The sequence below is a fragment of the Aquimarina rhodophyticola genome (genome assembly GCF_042434915.1).
Taxonomy (GTDB): Bacteria; Bacteroidota; Bacteroidia; order Flavobacteriales; family Flavobacteriaceae; genus Aquimarina.
This window is the reverse complement of sequence record NZ_CP170198.1, coordinates 1,574,323-1,589,221: the sequence shown is the minus strand read 5'-3', so window position 1 is coordinate 1,589,221 and position 14,899 is coordinate 1,574,323. Positions and strand designations below refer to the sequence as shown.

General features: G+C 32.9%; 18 protein-coding genes. 10 read left to right on the top strand and 8 right to left on the bottom strand.

What is annotated here, in order from left to right; all coding sequences use genetic code 11:
• Nucleotides 1–344: 344 nt before the first annotated feature.
• From ACE939_RS07005 to ACE939_RS06980, 6 genes are all read right to left on the bottom strand, one after another.
• Nucleotides 345–1,496, bottom strand: coding sequence for a PAS domain-containing protein (locus ACE939_RS07005; RefSeq protein WP_378188185.1), 1,152 nt, complete (start codon nt 1,494–1,496; stop codon nt 345–347).
• A 211-nt stretch (nt 1,497–1,707) separates the two neighbouring features.
• The gene (locus ACE939_RS07000; RefSeq protein WP_378188184.1) at nt 1,708–1,911 is read right to left on the bottom strand and encodes a hypothetical protein; all 204 of its coding nucleotides are present in this window, start codon (nt 1,909–1,911) and stop codon (nt 1,708–1,710) included.
• A gap of 110 nt (nt 1,912–2,021) precedes the next feature.
• Entirely contained in the window at nt 2,022–2,603 is a 582-nt protein-coding gene (locus ACE939_RS06995; RefSeq protein WP_378188182.1) for a PhnA domain-containing protein, read from the bottom strand.
• A 65-nt stretch (nt 2,604–2,668) separates the two neighbouring features.
• The gene (locus ACE939_RS06990) at nt 2,669–3,463 is read right to left on the bottom strand and encodes a TerC family protein (RefSeq protein ID WP_378188181.1); all 795 of its coding nucleotides are present in this window, start codon (nt 3,461–3,463) and stop codon (nt 2,669–2,671) included.
• Nucleotides 3,463–3,837, bottom strand: a complete 375-nt coding sequence (locus ACE939_RS06985) for a DNA topoisomerase IV (RefSeq protein ID WP_378188180.1) — start codon at nt 3,835–3,837, stop codon at nt 3,463–3,465. Before ACE939_RS06985 ends, ACE939_RS06990 begins: the two co-directional genes overlap by 1 nt.
• An 84-nt stretch (nt 3,838–3,921) precedes the next feature.
• Complete coding sequence (locus ACE939_RS06980; RefSeq protein ID WP_378188179.1) at nt 3,922–4,380, bottom strand: helix-turn-helix domain-containing protein; 459 nt, start codon at nt 4,378–4,380, stop codon at nt 3,922–3,924.
• A 422-nt stretch (nt 4,381–4,802) separates the two neighbouring features.
• On the opposite strand from ACE939_RS06980, the gene ACE939_RS06975 reads away from it, so the two are divergent.
• From ACE939_RS06975 to ACE939_RS06955, 5 genes are all read left to right on the top strand, one after another.
• The gene (locus tag ACE939_RS06975; RefSeq protein WP_378188178.1) at nt 4,803–5,942 is read left to right on the top strand and encodes a M14 family zinc carboxypeptidase; all 1,140 of its coding nucleotides are present in this window, start codon (nt 4,803–4,805) and stop codon (nt 5,940–5,942) included.
• An 85-nt stretch (nt 5,943–6,027) separates the two neighbouring features.
• Nucleotides 6,028–6,507, top strand: a complete 480-nt coding sequence (locus ACE939_RS06970; RefSeq protein WP_378188176.1) for an Lrp/AsnC family transcriptional regulator — start codon at nt 6,028–6,030, stop codon at nt 6,505–6,507.
• A gap of 145 nt (nt 6,508–6,652) precedes the next feature.
• On the top strand, nt 6,653–7,165 hold the full coding sequence (locus ACE939_RS06965; RefSeq protein ID WP_378188175.1) for a DinB family protein: 513 nt from the start codon (nt 6,653–6,655) through the stop codon (nt 7,163–7,165).
• Nucleotides 7,162–8,043 (top strand): YihY/virulence factor BrkB family protein, encoded by an 882-nt coding sequence (locus tag ACE939_RS06960; RefSeq protein WP_378188173.1) that lies wholly within the window; start codon nt 7,162–7,164, stop codon nt 8,041–8,043. The genes ACE939_RS06965 and ACE939_RS06960 overlap by 4 nt, the downstream gene beginning before the upstream one ends.
• 160 nt (nt 8,044–8,203) lie before the next feature.
• Nucleotides 8,204–8,752, top strand: coding sequence for a type 1 glutamine amidotransferase domain-containing protein (locus ACE939_RS06955; protein ID WP_378188172.1), 549 nt, complete (start codon nt 8,204–8,206; stop codon nt 8,750–8,752).
• A gap of 51 nt (nt 8,753–8,803) precedes the next feature.
• Here the strand turns inward: ACE939_RS06955 and ACE939_RS06950 are convergent, their stop codons facing one another.
• Entirely contained in the window at nt 8,804–9,451 is a 648-nt protein-coding gene (locus tag ACE939_RS06950; protein ID WP_378188171.1) for an alpha/beta hydrolase, read from the bottom strand.
• Between the two features lie 206 nt (nt 9,452–9,657).
• On the opposite strand from ACE939_RS06950, the gene ACE939_RS06945 reads away from it, so the two are divergent.
• The 5 genes from ACE939_RS06945 (at nt 9,658) to ACE939_RS06925 (ending at nt 14,401) form a co-directional block, all read left to right on the top strand.
• Nucleotides 9,658–10,083, top strand: coding sequence for a PaaI family thioesterase (locus ACE939_RS06945; protein WP_378188170.1), 426 nt, complete (start codon nt 9,658–9,660; stop codon nt 10,081–10,083).
• 1 nt (nt 10,084) lies between these two features.
• On the top strand, nt 10,085–11,161 hold the full coding sequence (locus ACE939_RS06940; protein WP_378188169.1) for a chorismate-binding protein: 1,077 nt from the start codon (nt 10,085–10,087) through the stop codon (nt 11,159–11,161).
• A gap of 122 nt (nt 11,162–11,283) precedes the next feature.
• Nucleotides 11,284–13,008: a 2-succinyl-5-enolpyruvyl-6-hydroxy-3-cyclohexene-1-carboxylic-acid synthase gene (gene menD, locus ACE939_RS06935; protein ID WP_378188168.1), complete on the top strand. Its 1,725-nt coding sequence runs from the start codon at nt 11,284–11,286 to the stop codon at nt 13,006–13,008.
• Between the two features lie 100 nt (nt 13,009–13,108).
• Nucleotides 13,109–13,450, top strand: coding sequence for a DUF2853 family protein (locus ACE939_RS06930; RefSeq protein ID WP_378188167.1), 342 nt, complete (start codon nt 13,109–13,111; stop codon nt 13,448–13,450).
• 111 nt (nt 13,451–13,561) lie between these two features.
• Nucleotides 13,562–14,401 carry a S1 RNA-binding domain-containing protein gene (locus ACE939_RS06925; protein ID WP_378188166.1) on the top strand — a complete coding sequence of 280 codons (840 nt, stop codon included), beginning with the start codon at nt 13,562–13,564 and terminating at the stop codon, nt 14,399–14,401.
• 28 nt (nt 14,402–14,429) lie between these two features.
• On the opposite strand, the gene ACE939_RS06920 is transcribed toward ACE939_RS06925, so the two are convergent.
• Complete coding sequence (locus tag ACE939_RS06920; protein WP_378188164.1) at nt 14,430–14,849, bottom strand: hypothetical protein; 420 nt, start codon at nt 14,847–14,849, stop codon at nt 14,430–14,432.
• Nucleotides 14,850–14,899 lie beyond the last annotated feature (50 nt).

Below are 14,899 nucleotides of genomic sequence, written 5' to 3'. Positions count from 1 at the left end.
TAAGTTAGATTAATAAGAATATAAGCATCCTTTTAAAAGGATTAAGTTTGGATATATTACGCAAGAAATTTTTTTGAGGTATTTTAAAACTCTTCTAGGTAGCTTGGTATTTTTTATAACTGTATAGATATCAATATATTATAATGTAGAGTTTATAAGAATGAATAAATATATTGAGAGTTATATATTACCATACAACACTACTCTTATTATAAAATTTCTTAAGAAAAACTACAATAGTATGCTAGGTTAAAACTTGATATTTACTTTAATATTGTTTAACCATGTGGTAATTATAACAAATTATAAAATCGCTATATAAAACTTTAAGGATGTATGGTAAGCTAAGGCCTTTTAGCAGGTTCCTCATTTAATTTAAGAGAATTTGTATGTATGAAGGTAATAAGTTCGCGTACATATTCATCCATTTCAAGCGTAGAAACTTTAAAGAAAGATGCAAATTTTTTAATATCCTCTTCTTCGAGATGCTCTTTTTCTAAAATATTAAGTAGTCCAATGCATGAAGTCAGGGGACCTCTAATTTTATGGGATAAGCTAAATAGCATATCTTTTAAAGTAGTCAAATATAGATTTCGATCAAATTCTGCTTGTTTTTTATTGGTAATATCCTGGCCCGTTCCATACACTCTAATTATGTTACCACTATCATCGATATCAGAGGCTCCTTGACCTAACATCCAAAGTTCTGATCCATCCTTTTTAACTATCCGATATTCAATACAATGTCGAGATTTGGACTTTAATAATTTTTTTAAGAAGTTTTGAACATTTTCTAGATCGCAGGGATGTATAGCAGCTTGCCATTCGTGAGTTACCATTTGACTAGATGCTTTAGTTTCAAAATCAAAAAGTCTAAACAATTGAGGAGACCAGTATAATTGATCCTTTTGTAAATCCCAATCCCAACTTCCAATTTTGGCAGTTTCTTGAGCCTCAAGTAGTCTTGAGAGTGTAGTTTCAAATCGCTTACTTACAGATTCTAATTTTTCATTTTGATCCAAGTTTTGTTTGCGTAATTCTAGTAATCTAATAACTTTATTAGCAAGAATTTTGAGCATGTTTTTTTTTTCATCACTAAAATTTCTGGGTACGGTATCAATAATGCAAAGTGTCCCAATGGCATGTTTTGAAGAAGTTATTAGAGGGGCTCCTGCATAAAATCGAACTTTGGGATCAAAATTCACTAATGGATTTTCAGTAAATCTGGCATCAGAAAGTGCGTCATTAACAACCATCACCTCATTTGGATTTTGAATAGCATAGTGACAAAAGGCATAAGTTCTTTTAGTTTCATTAACCAAAAGACCTTTTTTAGCTTTGAACCATTGTCGCTCAGAATCTAATAATGTTATTAATGAAATTGGAGTTTTAAATAATGCAGATGCTAATTCTACAATATCATTATATTCTTGTTCGGGAAGTGTATCCAGTATTTGGTATTCCTTTAAGGCTAGTAATCTTTTAGTTTCAATCATACTAAGATTTAATTAAAGAGTAGGATACTTTAGGTTTATATATTCTAAATAAATCAAGTTAAGAATACTAAAAGATAAGTCAATATTGTATAAAAATAAAGTGATCTATTGAAATTTTTATAGGTACTAGAAAAATTAAGTAGGAATGGGGGTAGTTAAAAAACACAAAGAAGCATATGTATCATACACTTCTTTGTAAAAAGTTTTGAAGCTATGCTTTTTTCTGTGCTTCAATTGTATCGGTATCTTTTCTGTATTTGAGCAAACCGATGCCAGCGAAAAAGAAAATGATACCCAAAATAAGTAGAGCCCAAGGGCTCACTCCTATACTAATGTTTCCAAATGCACCCAAAACGCCAATTACTAATGCAATTGCGCCCCCTATAGTAAGGGTAAGGCCTAATATTTTAATCATACTATTGGTTTTGTAGTTATCTGTTAAAATTACATGTAAGATTATAGTTTCTAAGTTTTATTAACAGTAATTTGATACAAAATTTGGATAATTATAGTAAAAATTAAGATTTAGCTATTTTTCTTTACAAATTTGGTTAATATGACAATATGTTGACCGTTAACACGACCTTCTATTTGATCTGCATTATCGTGAACCAATGATATATTACGAACAGCTGTTCCTCTCTTAGCAGTAAAATTAGCACCTTTGACAGTAAGATCTTTTATAAGAACTACGGTATCGCCAGCTGTAAGTGTTGCACCGTTAGCGTCGAGGTGCTTGACCGTATTGGTATCATCCACGCCTACACCAGTAGCTTGAGCCCAAGCTAGGGTATCATCTTCTAGATATAACATGTCCAGTAAATCTTGAGGCCATCCCTCGGCACTAAGAAGTGTAAGTATTCTCCATACGACTACTTGAACAGCGGGGACAGAGCTCCACATACTATCATTGAGGCAACGCCAATGATTTGGATCCATACTGTTAGGATTCTCAACTTGTGAACGACATGTTGAGCAAATTAAAATAGTTTCATCAAGGTTAGTTCCTTTTGAAGGAGCCACAACATATGGAGTCAAGTTTTCTGAGGTACTGCAAAGCTCACATTGCGCATTACTTCTTTTCTCTAATTCTTTTTGTATATTCATACTATTTGATTAGGTAAACCGACAAAATTTATAGTTAGATCACACGTAGTTTGTTGTTGTGATGCTTATTTAGTTTTTGTCTTCTTACGAAGTTTAAAGTTTAAAAATTCAATGAAAAGAGAAAATGCGATAGTAAAATATAAATATCCTTTTGGGATAGTACCAACCGATGATTTGAATATTTCCAAATGAGCGAGATGAGCGGCTTCTGCGATTAACATAAAGCCAATTAAAATTAAAAAAGATAAACCAAGAATTTGAACAGATGGGTGTTTGTTTACAAAACGTCCAACGGGTGTAGCAAAAATCATCATAATTAAAACTGAAACAACCACGGCAATAATCATTATAATTAATGCATCGTTAGGATTAGAACTTAGGCCATTGGTCATACCTACTGCGGTCAAAATCGAATCAAAAGAGAAAACAATGTTTATTAGAGTAATTTGTACAATTGCATTGGATAAGGTCGAAGAACTTTTTGCCTGTATGTCTTTTTCTTCTTCACCTTTTTCATCAACTTTTTGATGTATTTCGTGTACACTTTTATATAGTAAGAAAATTCCGCCACCAAATAATATTAAAGATTGTCCGCTAATCCCAGCTTCAATCCAAGGTAGGTTGATATGCCAAAACGGTGCTTCCATAGCAACCAGTAAAGAAATACCGAACAATAAAACAATACGCATTATCATGGCAAGAAATAAACCAATATTGGTAGCTTTCTTTTGTTGGTCTGCAGGCAGTTTACTAGAGGCTAACGATATAAAAATTATATTATCAATTCCTAAAACGATTTCTAAAAATGTTAAGGTAAGTAATGCGACCCAAGCGTCGGCAGTATAGAAAATTTCAAACATTAGTTAATTTTTTTTGCGGTTCCTTTTTGTTTTTCACTTGAGCCTACAAGACCATATTCAAAAGAATAGGTATTTGATGAAGTAGTAAGTATCTTCATATGGATAGCTTTCTCTTCGGCTCTGTTTTTTGGATGGATTTTTTTTACAATATATTCACAGGCATTAATCCAGCGAATGGAAGAGGTATCTTGTTTACCTTTAAAAAAATCGATTTCGATAGTATCGTTACGAACAAATGTCGTTTTGGCCAATTCGCCATTAATATAGGTTTCAAACTCAAACGTTCCAACATGAAAATTTTCGCACCTGCGTTCTTGTTTAAAACATCCAGTACATAGTAGTGCAAGTAACCAAATTGATAAAACGGATTTCATAAATTGAAAGTGCTCTTATTGTGTCAACGAAAATAATTGTATTTAAAGAAATAATATAACTTAAAATGTAAAAGTTTTCCTTTTTTAATTTTCATAACTTTTAAAAGAACCATCTTTATAAAAAAATACGATACGTTCAATTTCTTTTTTGATAGTACTATCCATAGCACCATTACTTCGTGTCTCTTTACTTAAAATATTTTCATTAATTTCTGGAATAGGAGGCGGTGCATCTACCAATCTATTTTCACTTTGATTGAACAAATCATTGGTAGTCTCAATAGGTTTTTCTTTTGTTGGAGTTGTTGTTTCCGACATAACTTTAGGAGGTGGAGTAGGAATGTTTTTTTCCTCTTTCGCTTTAGGAAAATTTCCTTCACCATATAACAACCAACGTAGTTGTGCATCAGGATAAGCGTCTACTATTTTCATGACAAAATCTAAACTGGGTTTATTTCTTCCCGAAAGAATATGTGAGATCGAGGATCTACCTACACCCATAGCATCAGCAAATGCAGAAGCAGAAACTTGATAGTGATCCATTATTTTTTGAATTCTTTTTCCAAACTTTTCGCTGTTTACCATTGTAAAATGTATATCAATAATTAAGACTATACAAATGTAAACAAATTTGATTTACTACGCAATTTACAATTGTAAATAGAATTATAGCACATTAAACTAAAACTTCAATTTTTAGCTATTAAAAAACTGATTTATAGTAAAATATAACTGGTTGCTCTAACAATTATTAAACAATATAGAAATAATTTACTGTGCGTAAATTAACATCTATATACTGTTTACCTAGGTAAACATTCTTGGAAAATTATTCTGTATACATTTGTAAAAACAAAGCTGTTCCAATTGTAAACAATGATGTGTTTTACAGTTGTAAACGTGATTTTAAATACTCTATTAGGAATCTATTCTTTACAATACTAGCTTTGCATTTTAAATATGATATGAGTACTACTAAACTTAAAAATCTTTATAAGCGGTATCAGAACAAATCTATTTCGGGTAGATATTTGCCTTCAAAAATTGTTCTTGGTCAATTAAAATCTTTAGCTATTCCTTCAGATGTTATTGGCTATTCAGAAGCTGGTACACCAATACATTTGGTAAAATTTGGTATAGGTACCAATAAAATAGTAATGTGGTCACAGATGCATGGTAATGAGAGTACCACTACAAAAGCTGTTTTTGATTTTATAAATATGCTTCACGACACCACCTGTGAGACAACTCAAATGCTATTATCTAATTGTACTATTTATTTAATACCATTACTTAATCCAGATGGTGCAGATGCATATACACGCGTTAATGGAAATGAAATAGACCTTAATAGAGATGCCCAAGAACTAACCCAAAAAGAGAGTTTAATTTTACGTTCATATATTGATACTATAAAACCAAACTTTGCGTTTAATCTTCACGATCAACGCACAATTTTTAGTGCCGGTACTAATAATAAATCTGCTACGGTGTCATTTTTGTCTCCTGCAGGTGATACCGAAAGATCTATAACCTCAAGTAGAGTAAGATCAATGCAGGTTATTGTTGCAATGAATAAAGTGTTGCAAGAATTTGTACCCGATCAAATTGGACGATATGATGATGGTTTTAATATTAATTGTATTGGAGATACTTTAGAAAGTCAAGGGATTCCGACTGTTTTATTTGAGGCAGGACATTATGAACAAGATTATGAGCGAGAGGTAACAAGAAGTTTTATTTTTTATGCTTTGGTACAAGGCGTAAGTTCTATTGCTTCAAAAGCTTTTAGCACCTATAATTATAAGGACTATTTTAAAATACCAGAAAACAAAAAATTATTTTATGATGTTATTATAAGAAAAGCACGTTTAAAAGACACGATTATCGATATAGCTGTGCAGTTCACCGAGAAATTATTGGATGATGAGATTAAATTTATACCTAAGATCGCAGTTATTGGGGATCTTAACGGTTTTTTTGGTCATCGAGAGCTATATGCCGAAGGACGAATAATACGTCACTATAACGATGTAGTAGAGGTAGTTCCAGAGGTTGAGATGTTAAAATTTTATCTAGACACTGAATTATTCTCAGTCTTATAGGTAAAAATGTAAATTAAAATGTTTTTAAACAGTATTTTTCTGTTATTTTTGCAATGTAAACAATCTGACAATTATTAAATATACTATGGCAAAGTTTAAATTAGATGAAGTAGACCATCAAATACTGGATATGTTAATTGAGAATACACGGACTCCTTTTACAGATATAGCAAAGAAATTATTGATTTCTGCAGGAACGGTTCATGTACGTGTTAAGAAAATGGAAGAAGCTGGAATTATTGAAGGTTCTTCATTGACGTTGGATTACACGAAATTAGGCTATGCATTTATTGCATATGTCGGAATTTATTTACAGAACACCTCCCAAACAAAATTTGTACTAGAGCGTATTGCAGAGATACCATATGTAACAGTTGCACATATCACTACTGGAAAATTTAATATATTTTGTAAGGTTCGAGCAAAAGATACCAATCATGCAAAGGATATTATTTTTAAGTTAGATGATATTGACGGAGTGTATCGTACAGAAACTATGATATCGCTAGAAGAAAGTATTAATGATAAGAAACGATTGATGCATTCTATCTTTCAGGATATGTAAGCATAAAACTATTCTATATAAAAACCCTCTGTGCTTATTTTGGCATAGAGGGTTTTTTAGTTTTTAATTACATGATAAAGATCTGTTAATCGTTATTTATAATATCTTAGAAGTATTAAATTTCAACACCTATTAAAACAATTATATGATTACGCACTTATCTAACAATGAATACAGTTCTTATTATTCAAACTATATTCAAAAAGCAAAACACGAAGATATTGTCTTAGGACTACAACATAGTAAAGAAGAATTTGTGTCTTTTGTAACCAATTTGCCAGATGATAAATGGTTGTTCTCCTATGCAGATGGTAAATGGACGTTAGTCGAAGTGTTACAACATCTAATAGATACAGAGCGAGTTTTTAGCTATCGAGCTTTATGTTTTGCTCGTAATGATGGTAATTCTTTACCAGGATTTGATCAGGATCAATACGTACCTTTTTCAAACGCCAATAATTCAAGTAAAAAGGAAATTGTAAGTGATTTTATCGCTGTGAGAGAGAGTACGATTTCACTATTTAAGCGGTGTACACCAGAGATGAGTACACGTATAGGAGAGGCAAGTAAGAGTCCTATGAGTGCTAGAGCAGTGGGATACATAATTCCAGGGCATCAACAACATCATTTCGAAGTTATAAAATCACGTTATTTATGATTAAATTCTTGAAACAAATAGCACATTTACTTAAACAAACCTATATAAATTGGGATAAAAATCAACCCTTTGCAAGAAGTGCGATTATTGCATACTACACGCTTTTTTCTCTTCCCTCGCTATTAATGATTGTAGTTAGTATTGCAGGTTATTTTTTTGGAAGAGACGCTGTACAAGGAAGAATAACAAATCAAATTGCTGGATTTATTGGGGAGGGTAGTGCGCAAGCAGTAGAAGGTATGGTTAAAAGTGCGGCACTTAATGATAGTGGTACCTTTACAGTGATCTTTGGATTTGGAGCATTGCTCTTTGGTGCAACAGGTGCATTTTTTCAACTCAAACATGCTATGAATACTATTTGGGGAGTGAAAGCAAAGCAACAAACTTTTTTGAGAACCATCAAAGATCGTGCGATATCTTTTGGAATGGTATTGGTAATAGGTATGATGTTACTAACCTCACTCACTATATCAGCCATGTTAAGTGCATTTAGTGAGTACGTAGAGCATTATTATCCCCATATGACCGCTATAGCAGTAGACCTTTTGGATTTTGTGTTCTCATTTGCGTTTATTACCCTTTTATTTGCCTCGATCTTTAGACTCTTACCAGATATAACAATTGGATGGAAAACTACCTTTTTGGGAGCTGCGATTACGACCTTTCTTTTTTTAATTGGTGAATATCTAATTGGCCTCTATTTTGGTAATGCTAATCCAGCTTCAGTTTATGGCGGCGCTTCATCGGTAGTTTTGATTCTTCTTTGGGTATATTATACTTGTTTAATCTTATTCTTTGGCGCAGAGTTAACAGTTCAATACGCCAAAAAATACGGAGTTGTTATTCAGCCAAATAAGCATGCATATTTTGTAGATTAATATATAGTTTACTCTCAGTAAGTAATTAACATAATTCCTTAGTTTTTATAGAATTTATAACAATTTCAGGTTTAAGTTTATTATTCCTTTATAACACAGACAGCACCTATCTTTTTAATTTTATATCAAATAAAAATGTTTAATTAAAAAAGAAAAAAATATGTCTAAAAGAATTGCAATTTTGGCAACAAATGGTTTTGAAGAAGTTGAATTGACAAGTCCTAAAAACGCATTAGAAAAAGAAGGATGGCAAGCAGATATTGTGAGCCTAGAGAGTGGTAAAATTAAAAGTTGGAAAGATGGTAACTGGGGTAGTGAGTTTACTGTAGATTATACATTAGATCAAGTATCATCATCAGACTACAATGCTTTAGTGATTCCTGGCGGAGTTATTAATCCAGATAAATTAAGAAGAGAAGAAAAAGCAATTACATTTGTAAAAGATTTTTTTAAACAAGAGAAACCCGTAGCGTCTATCTGTCATGGACCGCAGGTACTTATTGAAGCTGAAGTTGTCGAAGGAAGAAAAATGACATCTTTTCCATCAGTAAAGAAAGATTTGATAAATGCAGGAGCAAATTGGGTAGATGAAGAAGTAGTGGTAGATCATGGTTTTGTTACAAGTCGTTCACCCGAAGATCTAGAAGCATTCAATCGTAAACTAGTTGAAGAAGTTCATGAAGGGAAACATGACGAACAACACGCATAATTTGGATGCCGAACCAAGTATAAAAAAATCACCTTTAAAAGGTGATTTTTTTTATTCAGTAACTAGATTACATGCCGCCTTTACAGATGGCAGATGTAGCTCATGTCCCCCAGCATGTGTATAAAACTTTATTCGTGGTAAGATAGTACTAACTCTTTCTTTTTCTGCAATCACGTTTCTTTTCTCAAAATAGGGATCATTATCCCCAACAATATGACTTATTAAAGTAGACTCTGGTAAAAAATCAAAATCTTTATAGGTAAGCTCTTTAGGAAAAGCTCCCGAGATCAAAATAAGATGATCGCATTTAAATTTTCTACGAGCTATATACCGACTAGCAATACTTACACCCTGCGAATATCCTAATAGTATCAATTGTACATCATCGGGTAAATTTTCTGACAATATTACCGCATCGATATATCGCAGTACATTTTCAATATCTGTTTCGGTATTTTCTTTGGTCAACCAACTAGACCCAACTCGACGATATCCATCGTCTTTGTAATATTTTGATGGAGCCTGTGGGGCGATGATATAGTTCTCATCTTTATCAAGATCTTCGAATAACCGAATAAAATATTTACTCAGATATCCAATGCCATGAAAAACAATCCAAATATTTTTAGTACTTGGCGAAATACTATTTAAAGTATCATAAGTGTTAATAGAAGTATAGTCAACCTGTTTCTTACTCATATATTTTAAAGTATTAGAGAATAGGTTCACAATATATTTGGATTTTATTTGATTTGAAACAGATTTAATACTTTCTTTTAAGTTTCTCTTGCTACTACTTCCTTAAAGTTAAAATTCCCATAAATTACTATCACTATTGAGGATTATTATAAGCGGATTCCACACAAAATTATGTAAGAATCCATATTTTTGTTAAAAACAGAATAATGGTGCTAGAAAAAGATAATTTACTTGTGCAATGTAATACGATGTGTAAGAACACGTTGATGGAAACTTTGGATATTACATTCTGTGATGTGAGCGATTCCCATCTTACGGCAAAAATGCCAGTAACATCAAAAGTGCATCAACCAGATGGAGTACTACATGGAGGAGCAATGGTTGCCTTAGCCGAGAGTGTGGGGAGCGCAGCAACTTATATATTCTTAAATTCTAAAGATTTTTATATACGTGGTATCGAGATATCAGCAAATCATGTAAAAAGTATTCGAGAAGGGTTTGTATATGCCAAAGCGGTAATTGTACACAAAGGGCGAACAACTCAACTTTGGGATATTAAAATTACAGATCAAGAAGAACAGCTCATATCAGTGGTCAAGTTAACTACTATAGCTTTGCCAAAATATAAATAATTTGAAATCAGGATCTTTATACAAAAAAGCTCGTAACCATCTTAACGAGGAACAACCTTTTGTTTTGTATAGAGCACCAAATTCTCAGGTGCTCCTAAGTTATTTTCAGAATGATAATAGTCTTAATCGTACAACGGATTATACACATTCTGGATTTGTAATGGCTCCTTTTGATACAACAGAAGACGCTATAATTTTTCCGCTTTCAAAAAGCTGTAAACAACAAGAACAGTTAACTATCGATGAAGATATATCTCCCAAAGTAATAAGTGACCCAAGATCCATTTTGGGACTTGCTTATGATAGCCATATAGCACTTATTAAGGCAGGGATTGATACCATTAAACAAGGTGTTTTGGATAAAGTCGTACTCTCCAGAGAAGAAGAGATCCCGACAAACAATCAGGATTGGATAAATGTTTTTGAAAACTTATTAGCCTCCTATCCAACTGCATTTGTATATATATGGTACCATCCCCAAGTAGGACTATGGTTAGGAGCAACACCAGAAACCTTATTATCTATTAAAAAAGATAAACTTTATACTATGGCTCTAGCAGCCACTCAAGCTAATATAGGAGCAACGAACGTAGCTTGGAGTATAAAAGAGCAAGACGAGCAGCAAATAGTCACAGATTATATTAAGGACACCTTACAACCCTGGGCAAGTGCACTAGAGATTTCACAACCATATACACATCGAGCAGGGACTCTTCTGCATTTACGATCTGATATCATTGCTACCATCGATTTCTCTGCAGTATCTTTGCAAGAAATAGTACAAAAATTACATCCAACTCCAGCAGTATGTGGTTTACCCAAACAATCGGCACTTAAATTTATCAAAAAAAACGAGCCGTATGATCGTAAATTTTATACAGGATTTTTAGGAGAACATATAATAACTACTCCTACTACGTTGCATACTAACTTTTATGTAAACCTTAGATGTATGCAAGTACAGCATAAGCAAGTTAAAATATACGTTGGAGGCGGAATTACAAAAGACTCTAATCCAAAAAAAGAATGGGAAGAAACCGTAAAAAAATCCCAAACAATCAAAAAGGTTTTAAAATAAAATTATAAAATTTGCTAGGACATCAAACCTGTAATAGTGTAATTTTACAGGTAACAAAAAGAAAAAGCCAAGTACCAAAATCGATAGCATGTGCGAGGCAATATCATTAAAATTCAAAACGTGTGAAGAAACGTTTATACTCGACAATACCACTAGCGCAAACCATAGTACACCTATGCGATGTTAAAGGTGTACACCATATAGTCATATCCCCAGGATCGCGCAACGCACCACTTACAATTGGGTTTAGTGAACATCCCGATTTACAATGCTATAGCATTGTTGATGAGCGATGTGCTGCTTTTTTTGCATTAGGCTTAGCACAACAGCTCAAAAAACCTGTAGGATTAGTTTGCACCTCGGGTAGTGCACTACTTAATTATTATCCAGCAATTGCAGAGGCATTTTATAGCGATATCCCTCTAGTGGTATTAAGTGCCGATCGCCCAATAGAGCGTATAGATATTGGCGATGGGCAAACCATTAGACAAAGAAATGTATTCGAAAATCATATTTTATATTCGGCCAACCTATATTCAGAACTTATTGCTGCCGAAAAGATTACAGACCTGCGCATTTTACAAAAACAAAAAGAAGCACAAAAACATAATGAACGAGAAATTAATCTAGCACTCAATCAGGCCATAGAACAAAAAGGACCTGTACATATTAATATCCCATTTTACGAACCTTTATACGACAAAATTACCGAATCGACGGTTGATCCCTTAGTACTTCCCATAAAAAAACATAGCTACTCTTTACAAGATTTTGCACAAGATGATATAATCGAGCAGTGGAATCAGGCTTCAAAAAAATTAATCCTTATAGGAACCAATTCGCCTAAAAATATAGATCAACGCTATTTTGATATATTAGCAAAGGATCCTTCGGTATTGGTATTAACAGAAACCACCTCTAATATTTTTCACGCTACCCATGTTGATAATATAGATCAGTTGATAACACCTTTAAGTAACAAAGAATTTTTAGCACTACAACCAGACTTGCTACTTACCATCGGGGGTATGGTAGTATCAAAACGAATTAAAGCATTTTTACGTACATTTTCTCCAGGCACCCATTGGCATGTCGATGAGAAAAAAGCCTTCGATACTTATTTTTGTTTGGATTATCATATCAAAATGAATCCAGAAAAATTTTTCGCAGAACTTCTGCCATTAGCTAATAATGTAGTATCTACCTATAAAAAGCATTGGTTGACGGTTCGAGATATGCGTAGTGTAAAACATAAGGAATACTTAACAAGCATACCCTTTTGTGACTTAAAAGTGTTTGAGGTATTAATTAAACAAATACCCAAACATCAACTAGTACAATTAAGTAATAGTTCAACGATACGGTATGCACAACTATTTTCACTTACTTCAAATTTTCAAGTCTTTTGTAATCGAGGCACCAGTGGTATCGATGGTAGCACATCAACGGCAATAGGATCTGCAATAGTATCAAAACAACCAACAACATTGATAACAGGAGATCTTAGTTTTTTCTATGACAGTAATGCGCTTTGGAATAATTATATCCCAACCAATTTCAGAATTGTAGTAATTAATAATGGAGGAGGAGGAATTTTTAGAATCTTACCAGGAAAGTCAGACGAAGCCAATTTTAATACCTTTTTTGAAACCACCCATGCACTCACAGCAAATCACCTGTGCGCCATGTATAATTTTGAATATGCAAAAGCTGAATCGGTAGAAGACTTAGATAAAGAATTAAAGACCTTTTATAAACTCTCAAACCAACCCAAACTGTTAGAGGTATTTACACCAAGATTAGTGAATGATGTGGTTTTAATCGATTACTTTAAGCATTTGGTCTGATTTCTTGAACTAAATTCATGATTTTTTTATTTAATTCGTAAAGAATTACACTATATTTGATAGTATAATCAATTAACTAATTAAAAAATTAATTACCCTTATGAGCAAGAGAGACGAATTAATTACAAAATACGCAGCAGATCTTAAAGACAAAATTGGTGAAAATCCAGATATGGATCTTTTAACCAAAGTTACTATTGGATGTGGTCCTTCTATTTACAATAGTGATGCAGCAACGGTATCTGGGAGTGATCCCAAAGAGTTAGAAACGGTTAAGAAAAATTTCTTAATTAAAAAACTAGGTTTGTCTGATGGACCAAAATTAGATGAAGCCATTGATGCAGTAATGGAGAAATACGGTAAATCAAATAGAAATAAATATAGAGCAGTAGTTTATTATTTATTGACAAAACATTTTGGCAAAGCGTCAATCTATAACTAGAATATTATCACAATGATGCTAAAAAAAGGTGATCCCAAAAGGATCACCTTTTTTGGTAAAAGTATTTTATAGCAGTTATAAAGAAGTATCTTTGCTTAAATTTTTGAAAGCATGCTAAGTTTAGGAACGTATAACACATTAGAGATTTTAAGAGAACGTAGTCCAGGTATCTACCTAGGTGATGATCAAGGAAATGAAGTACTGGTACCAAATAAATATGTGCCAGAAAATTTTGAAATCGGTGATAAGCTTCGTGTATTTGTATATTTGGATAATGAAGAGCGTGTCGTAGCTACCACCCAAGAACCCTATATAACCCTCAACACATTTGCCTATTTAAAATGTACCAGTGTTATCGATATAGGAGCATTTATCGACTGGGGTTTGGATAAAGAATTATTTATACCCTTTAAAGAGCAAGCCTCACAAATGAGAGCAGGTAGCTGGTATCTAATCTATTTATATCTAGATAAAGAATCTAATCGATTAACAGGATCCAGTAAGACCAATCAATTCTTAGACAATAATCTAGTATTATTATCACCCTTTGAAGAAGTAGATTTGATTGCTAGCCATCCATCACCTATTGGATGGAATATGATTGTGAACCAAAAACACCTAGGCTTGGTGTACAGTGATGAGATATTTCAAAAAATAACAGTCGGTGATCAACTTAAGGGGTTTGTAAAAAAAGTACGTCCAGACGGCAAGATAGATTTAGTACTTCAAAAACATGGATATCGTGGTATCGAACCCAATGCACAGCAAATAATGGATGAGCTAACAAGAAGTGGAGGTTTTATCGATCTTAACGATAAATCAAATCCAGAAGCTATTCAAGAAGTTTTTCAAATGAGCAAAAAGAGTTTCAAAAAAGCTATTGGAACCTTGTACAAAGCAAGAGCAATAACAATAGAAAAAGATGGTATACGATTACTCGAAAAAGAATAATTGTAAATTATAAAAAATAGCAATCTTACTATCGGTAATAAAACACATTAGGAGATCTTCTATAATAAATTCGGCTATAGCGCGACATATCTTGGTATGCAGAGTTTCTTATACCCGCATTATTTGGATTATTAAGATTAGAACCACTACCCGTAATTGAAAAAGAAGATGGTTTTGGTTTACTGCCACCAATAGTAAAATTATATTTCCTTACAGGTTTAGGTTGTTGTTCTACCAAAAGTATAGGTTGCTCCTTACGCAATCCTTGTCTTCTTAAATCTTGATCCAAATCCACCTCAAGTAATTCAAAAATCGAAGATGTAATGGAAGCGCTTACTATCGATAATGAAGGAGTTTCAATTTTCCAATCTATCACGTACTGCTCAACCTCCTGACCATACGACAGCGTGCTAAGAGTAAATAAAAGACCAAAAACAATCATTTTCATAATGCTAAGGTAAGATATTGCAGTCGAGATAAAAAATATAGTATCAGTTT

Excerpts from the sequence above, each read along its gene's own strand:
- ACE939_RS06920 (WP_378188164.1), bottom strand. The coding sequence starts at position 14,849 with ATGAAAATGATTGTTTTTGGTCTTTTATTTACTCTTAGCACGCTGTCG.
- ACE939_RS06980 (WP_378188179.1), bottom strand. The coding sequence starts at position 4,380 with ATGGATCACTATCAAGTTTCTGCTTCTGCATTTGCTGATGCTATGGGT.
- ACE939_RS07005 (WP_378188185.1), bottom strand. The coding sequence starts at position 1,496 with ATGATTGAAACTAAAAGATTACTAGCCTTAAAGGAATACCAAATACTG.
- ACE939_RS06960 (WP_378188173.1), top strand. The coding sequence starts at position 7,162 with ATGATTAAATTCTTGAAACAAATAGCACATTTACTTAAACAAACCTAT.
- ACE939_RS06930 (WP_378188167.1), top strand. The coding sequence starts at position 13,109 with ATGAGCAAGAGAGACGAATTAATTACAAAATACGCAGCAGATCTTAAA.
- ACE939_RS06970 (WP_378188176.1), top strand. The coding sequence starts at position 6,028 with ATGGCAAAGTTTAAATTAGATGAAGTAGACCATCAAATACTGGATATG.
- ACE939_RS06995 (WP_378188182.1), bottom strand. The coding sequence starts at position 2,603 with ATGAATATACAAAAAGAATTAGAGAAAAGAAGTAATGCGCAATGTGAG.
- ACE939_RS06990 (WP_378188181.1), bottom strand. The coding sequence starts at position 3,463 with ATGTTTGAAATTTTCTATACTGCCGACGCTTGGGTCGCATTACTTACC.
- ACE939_RS06955 (WP_378188172.1), top strand. The coding sequence starts at position 8,204 with ATGTCTAAAAGAATTGCAATTTTGGCAACAAATGGTTTTGAAGAAGTT.
- ACE939_RS07000 (WP_378188184.1), bottom strand. The coding sequence starts at position 1,911 with ATGATTAAAATATTAGGCCTTACCCTTACTATAGGGGGCGCAATTGCA.
- ACE939_RS06975 (WP_378188178.1), top strand. The coding sequence starts at position 4,803 with ATGAGTACTACTAAACTTAAAAATCTTTATAAGCGGTATCAGAACAAA.
- ACE939_RS06950 (WP_378188171.1), bottom strand. The coding sequence starts at position 9,451 with ATGAGTAAGAAACAGGTTGACTATACTTCTATTAACACTTATGATACT.
- ACE939_RS06985 (WP_378188180.1), bottom strand. The coding sequence starts at position 3,837 with ATGAAATCCGTTTTATCAATTTGGTTACTTGCACTACTATGTACTGGA.
- ACE939_RS06925 (WP_378188166.1), top strand. The coding sequence starts at position 13,562 with ATGCTAAGTTTAGGAACGTATAACACATTAGAGATTTTAAGAGAACGT.
- ACE939_RS06945 (WP_378188170.1), top strand. The coding sequence starts at position 9,658 with ATGGTGCTAGAAAAAGATAATTTACTTGTGCAATGTAATACGATGTGT.
- ACE939_RS06965 (WP_378188175.1), top strand. The coding sequence starts at position 6,653 with ATGATTACGCACTTATCTAACAATGAATACAGTTCTTATTATTCAAAC.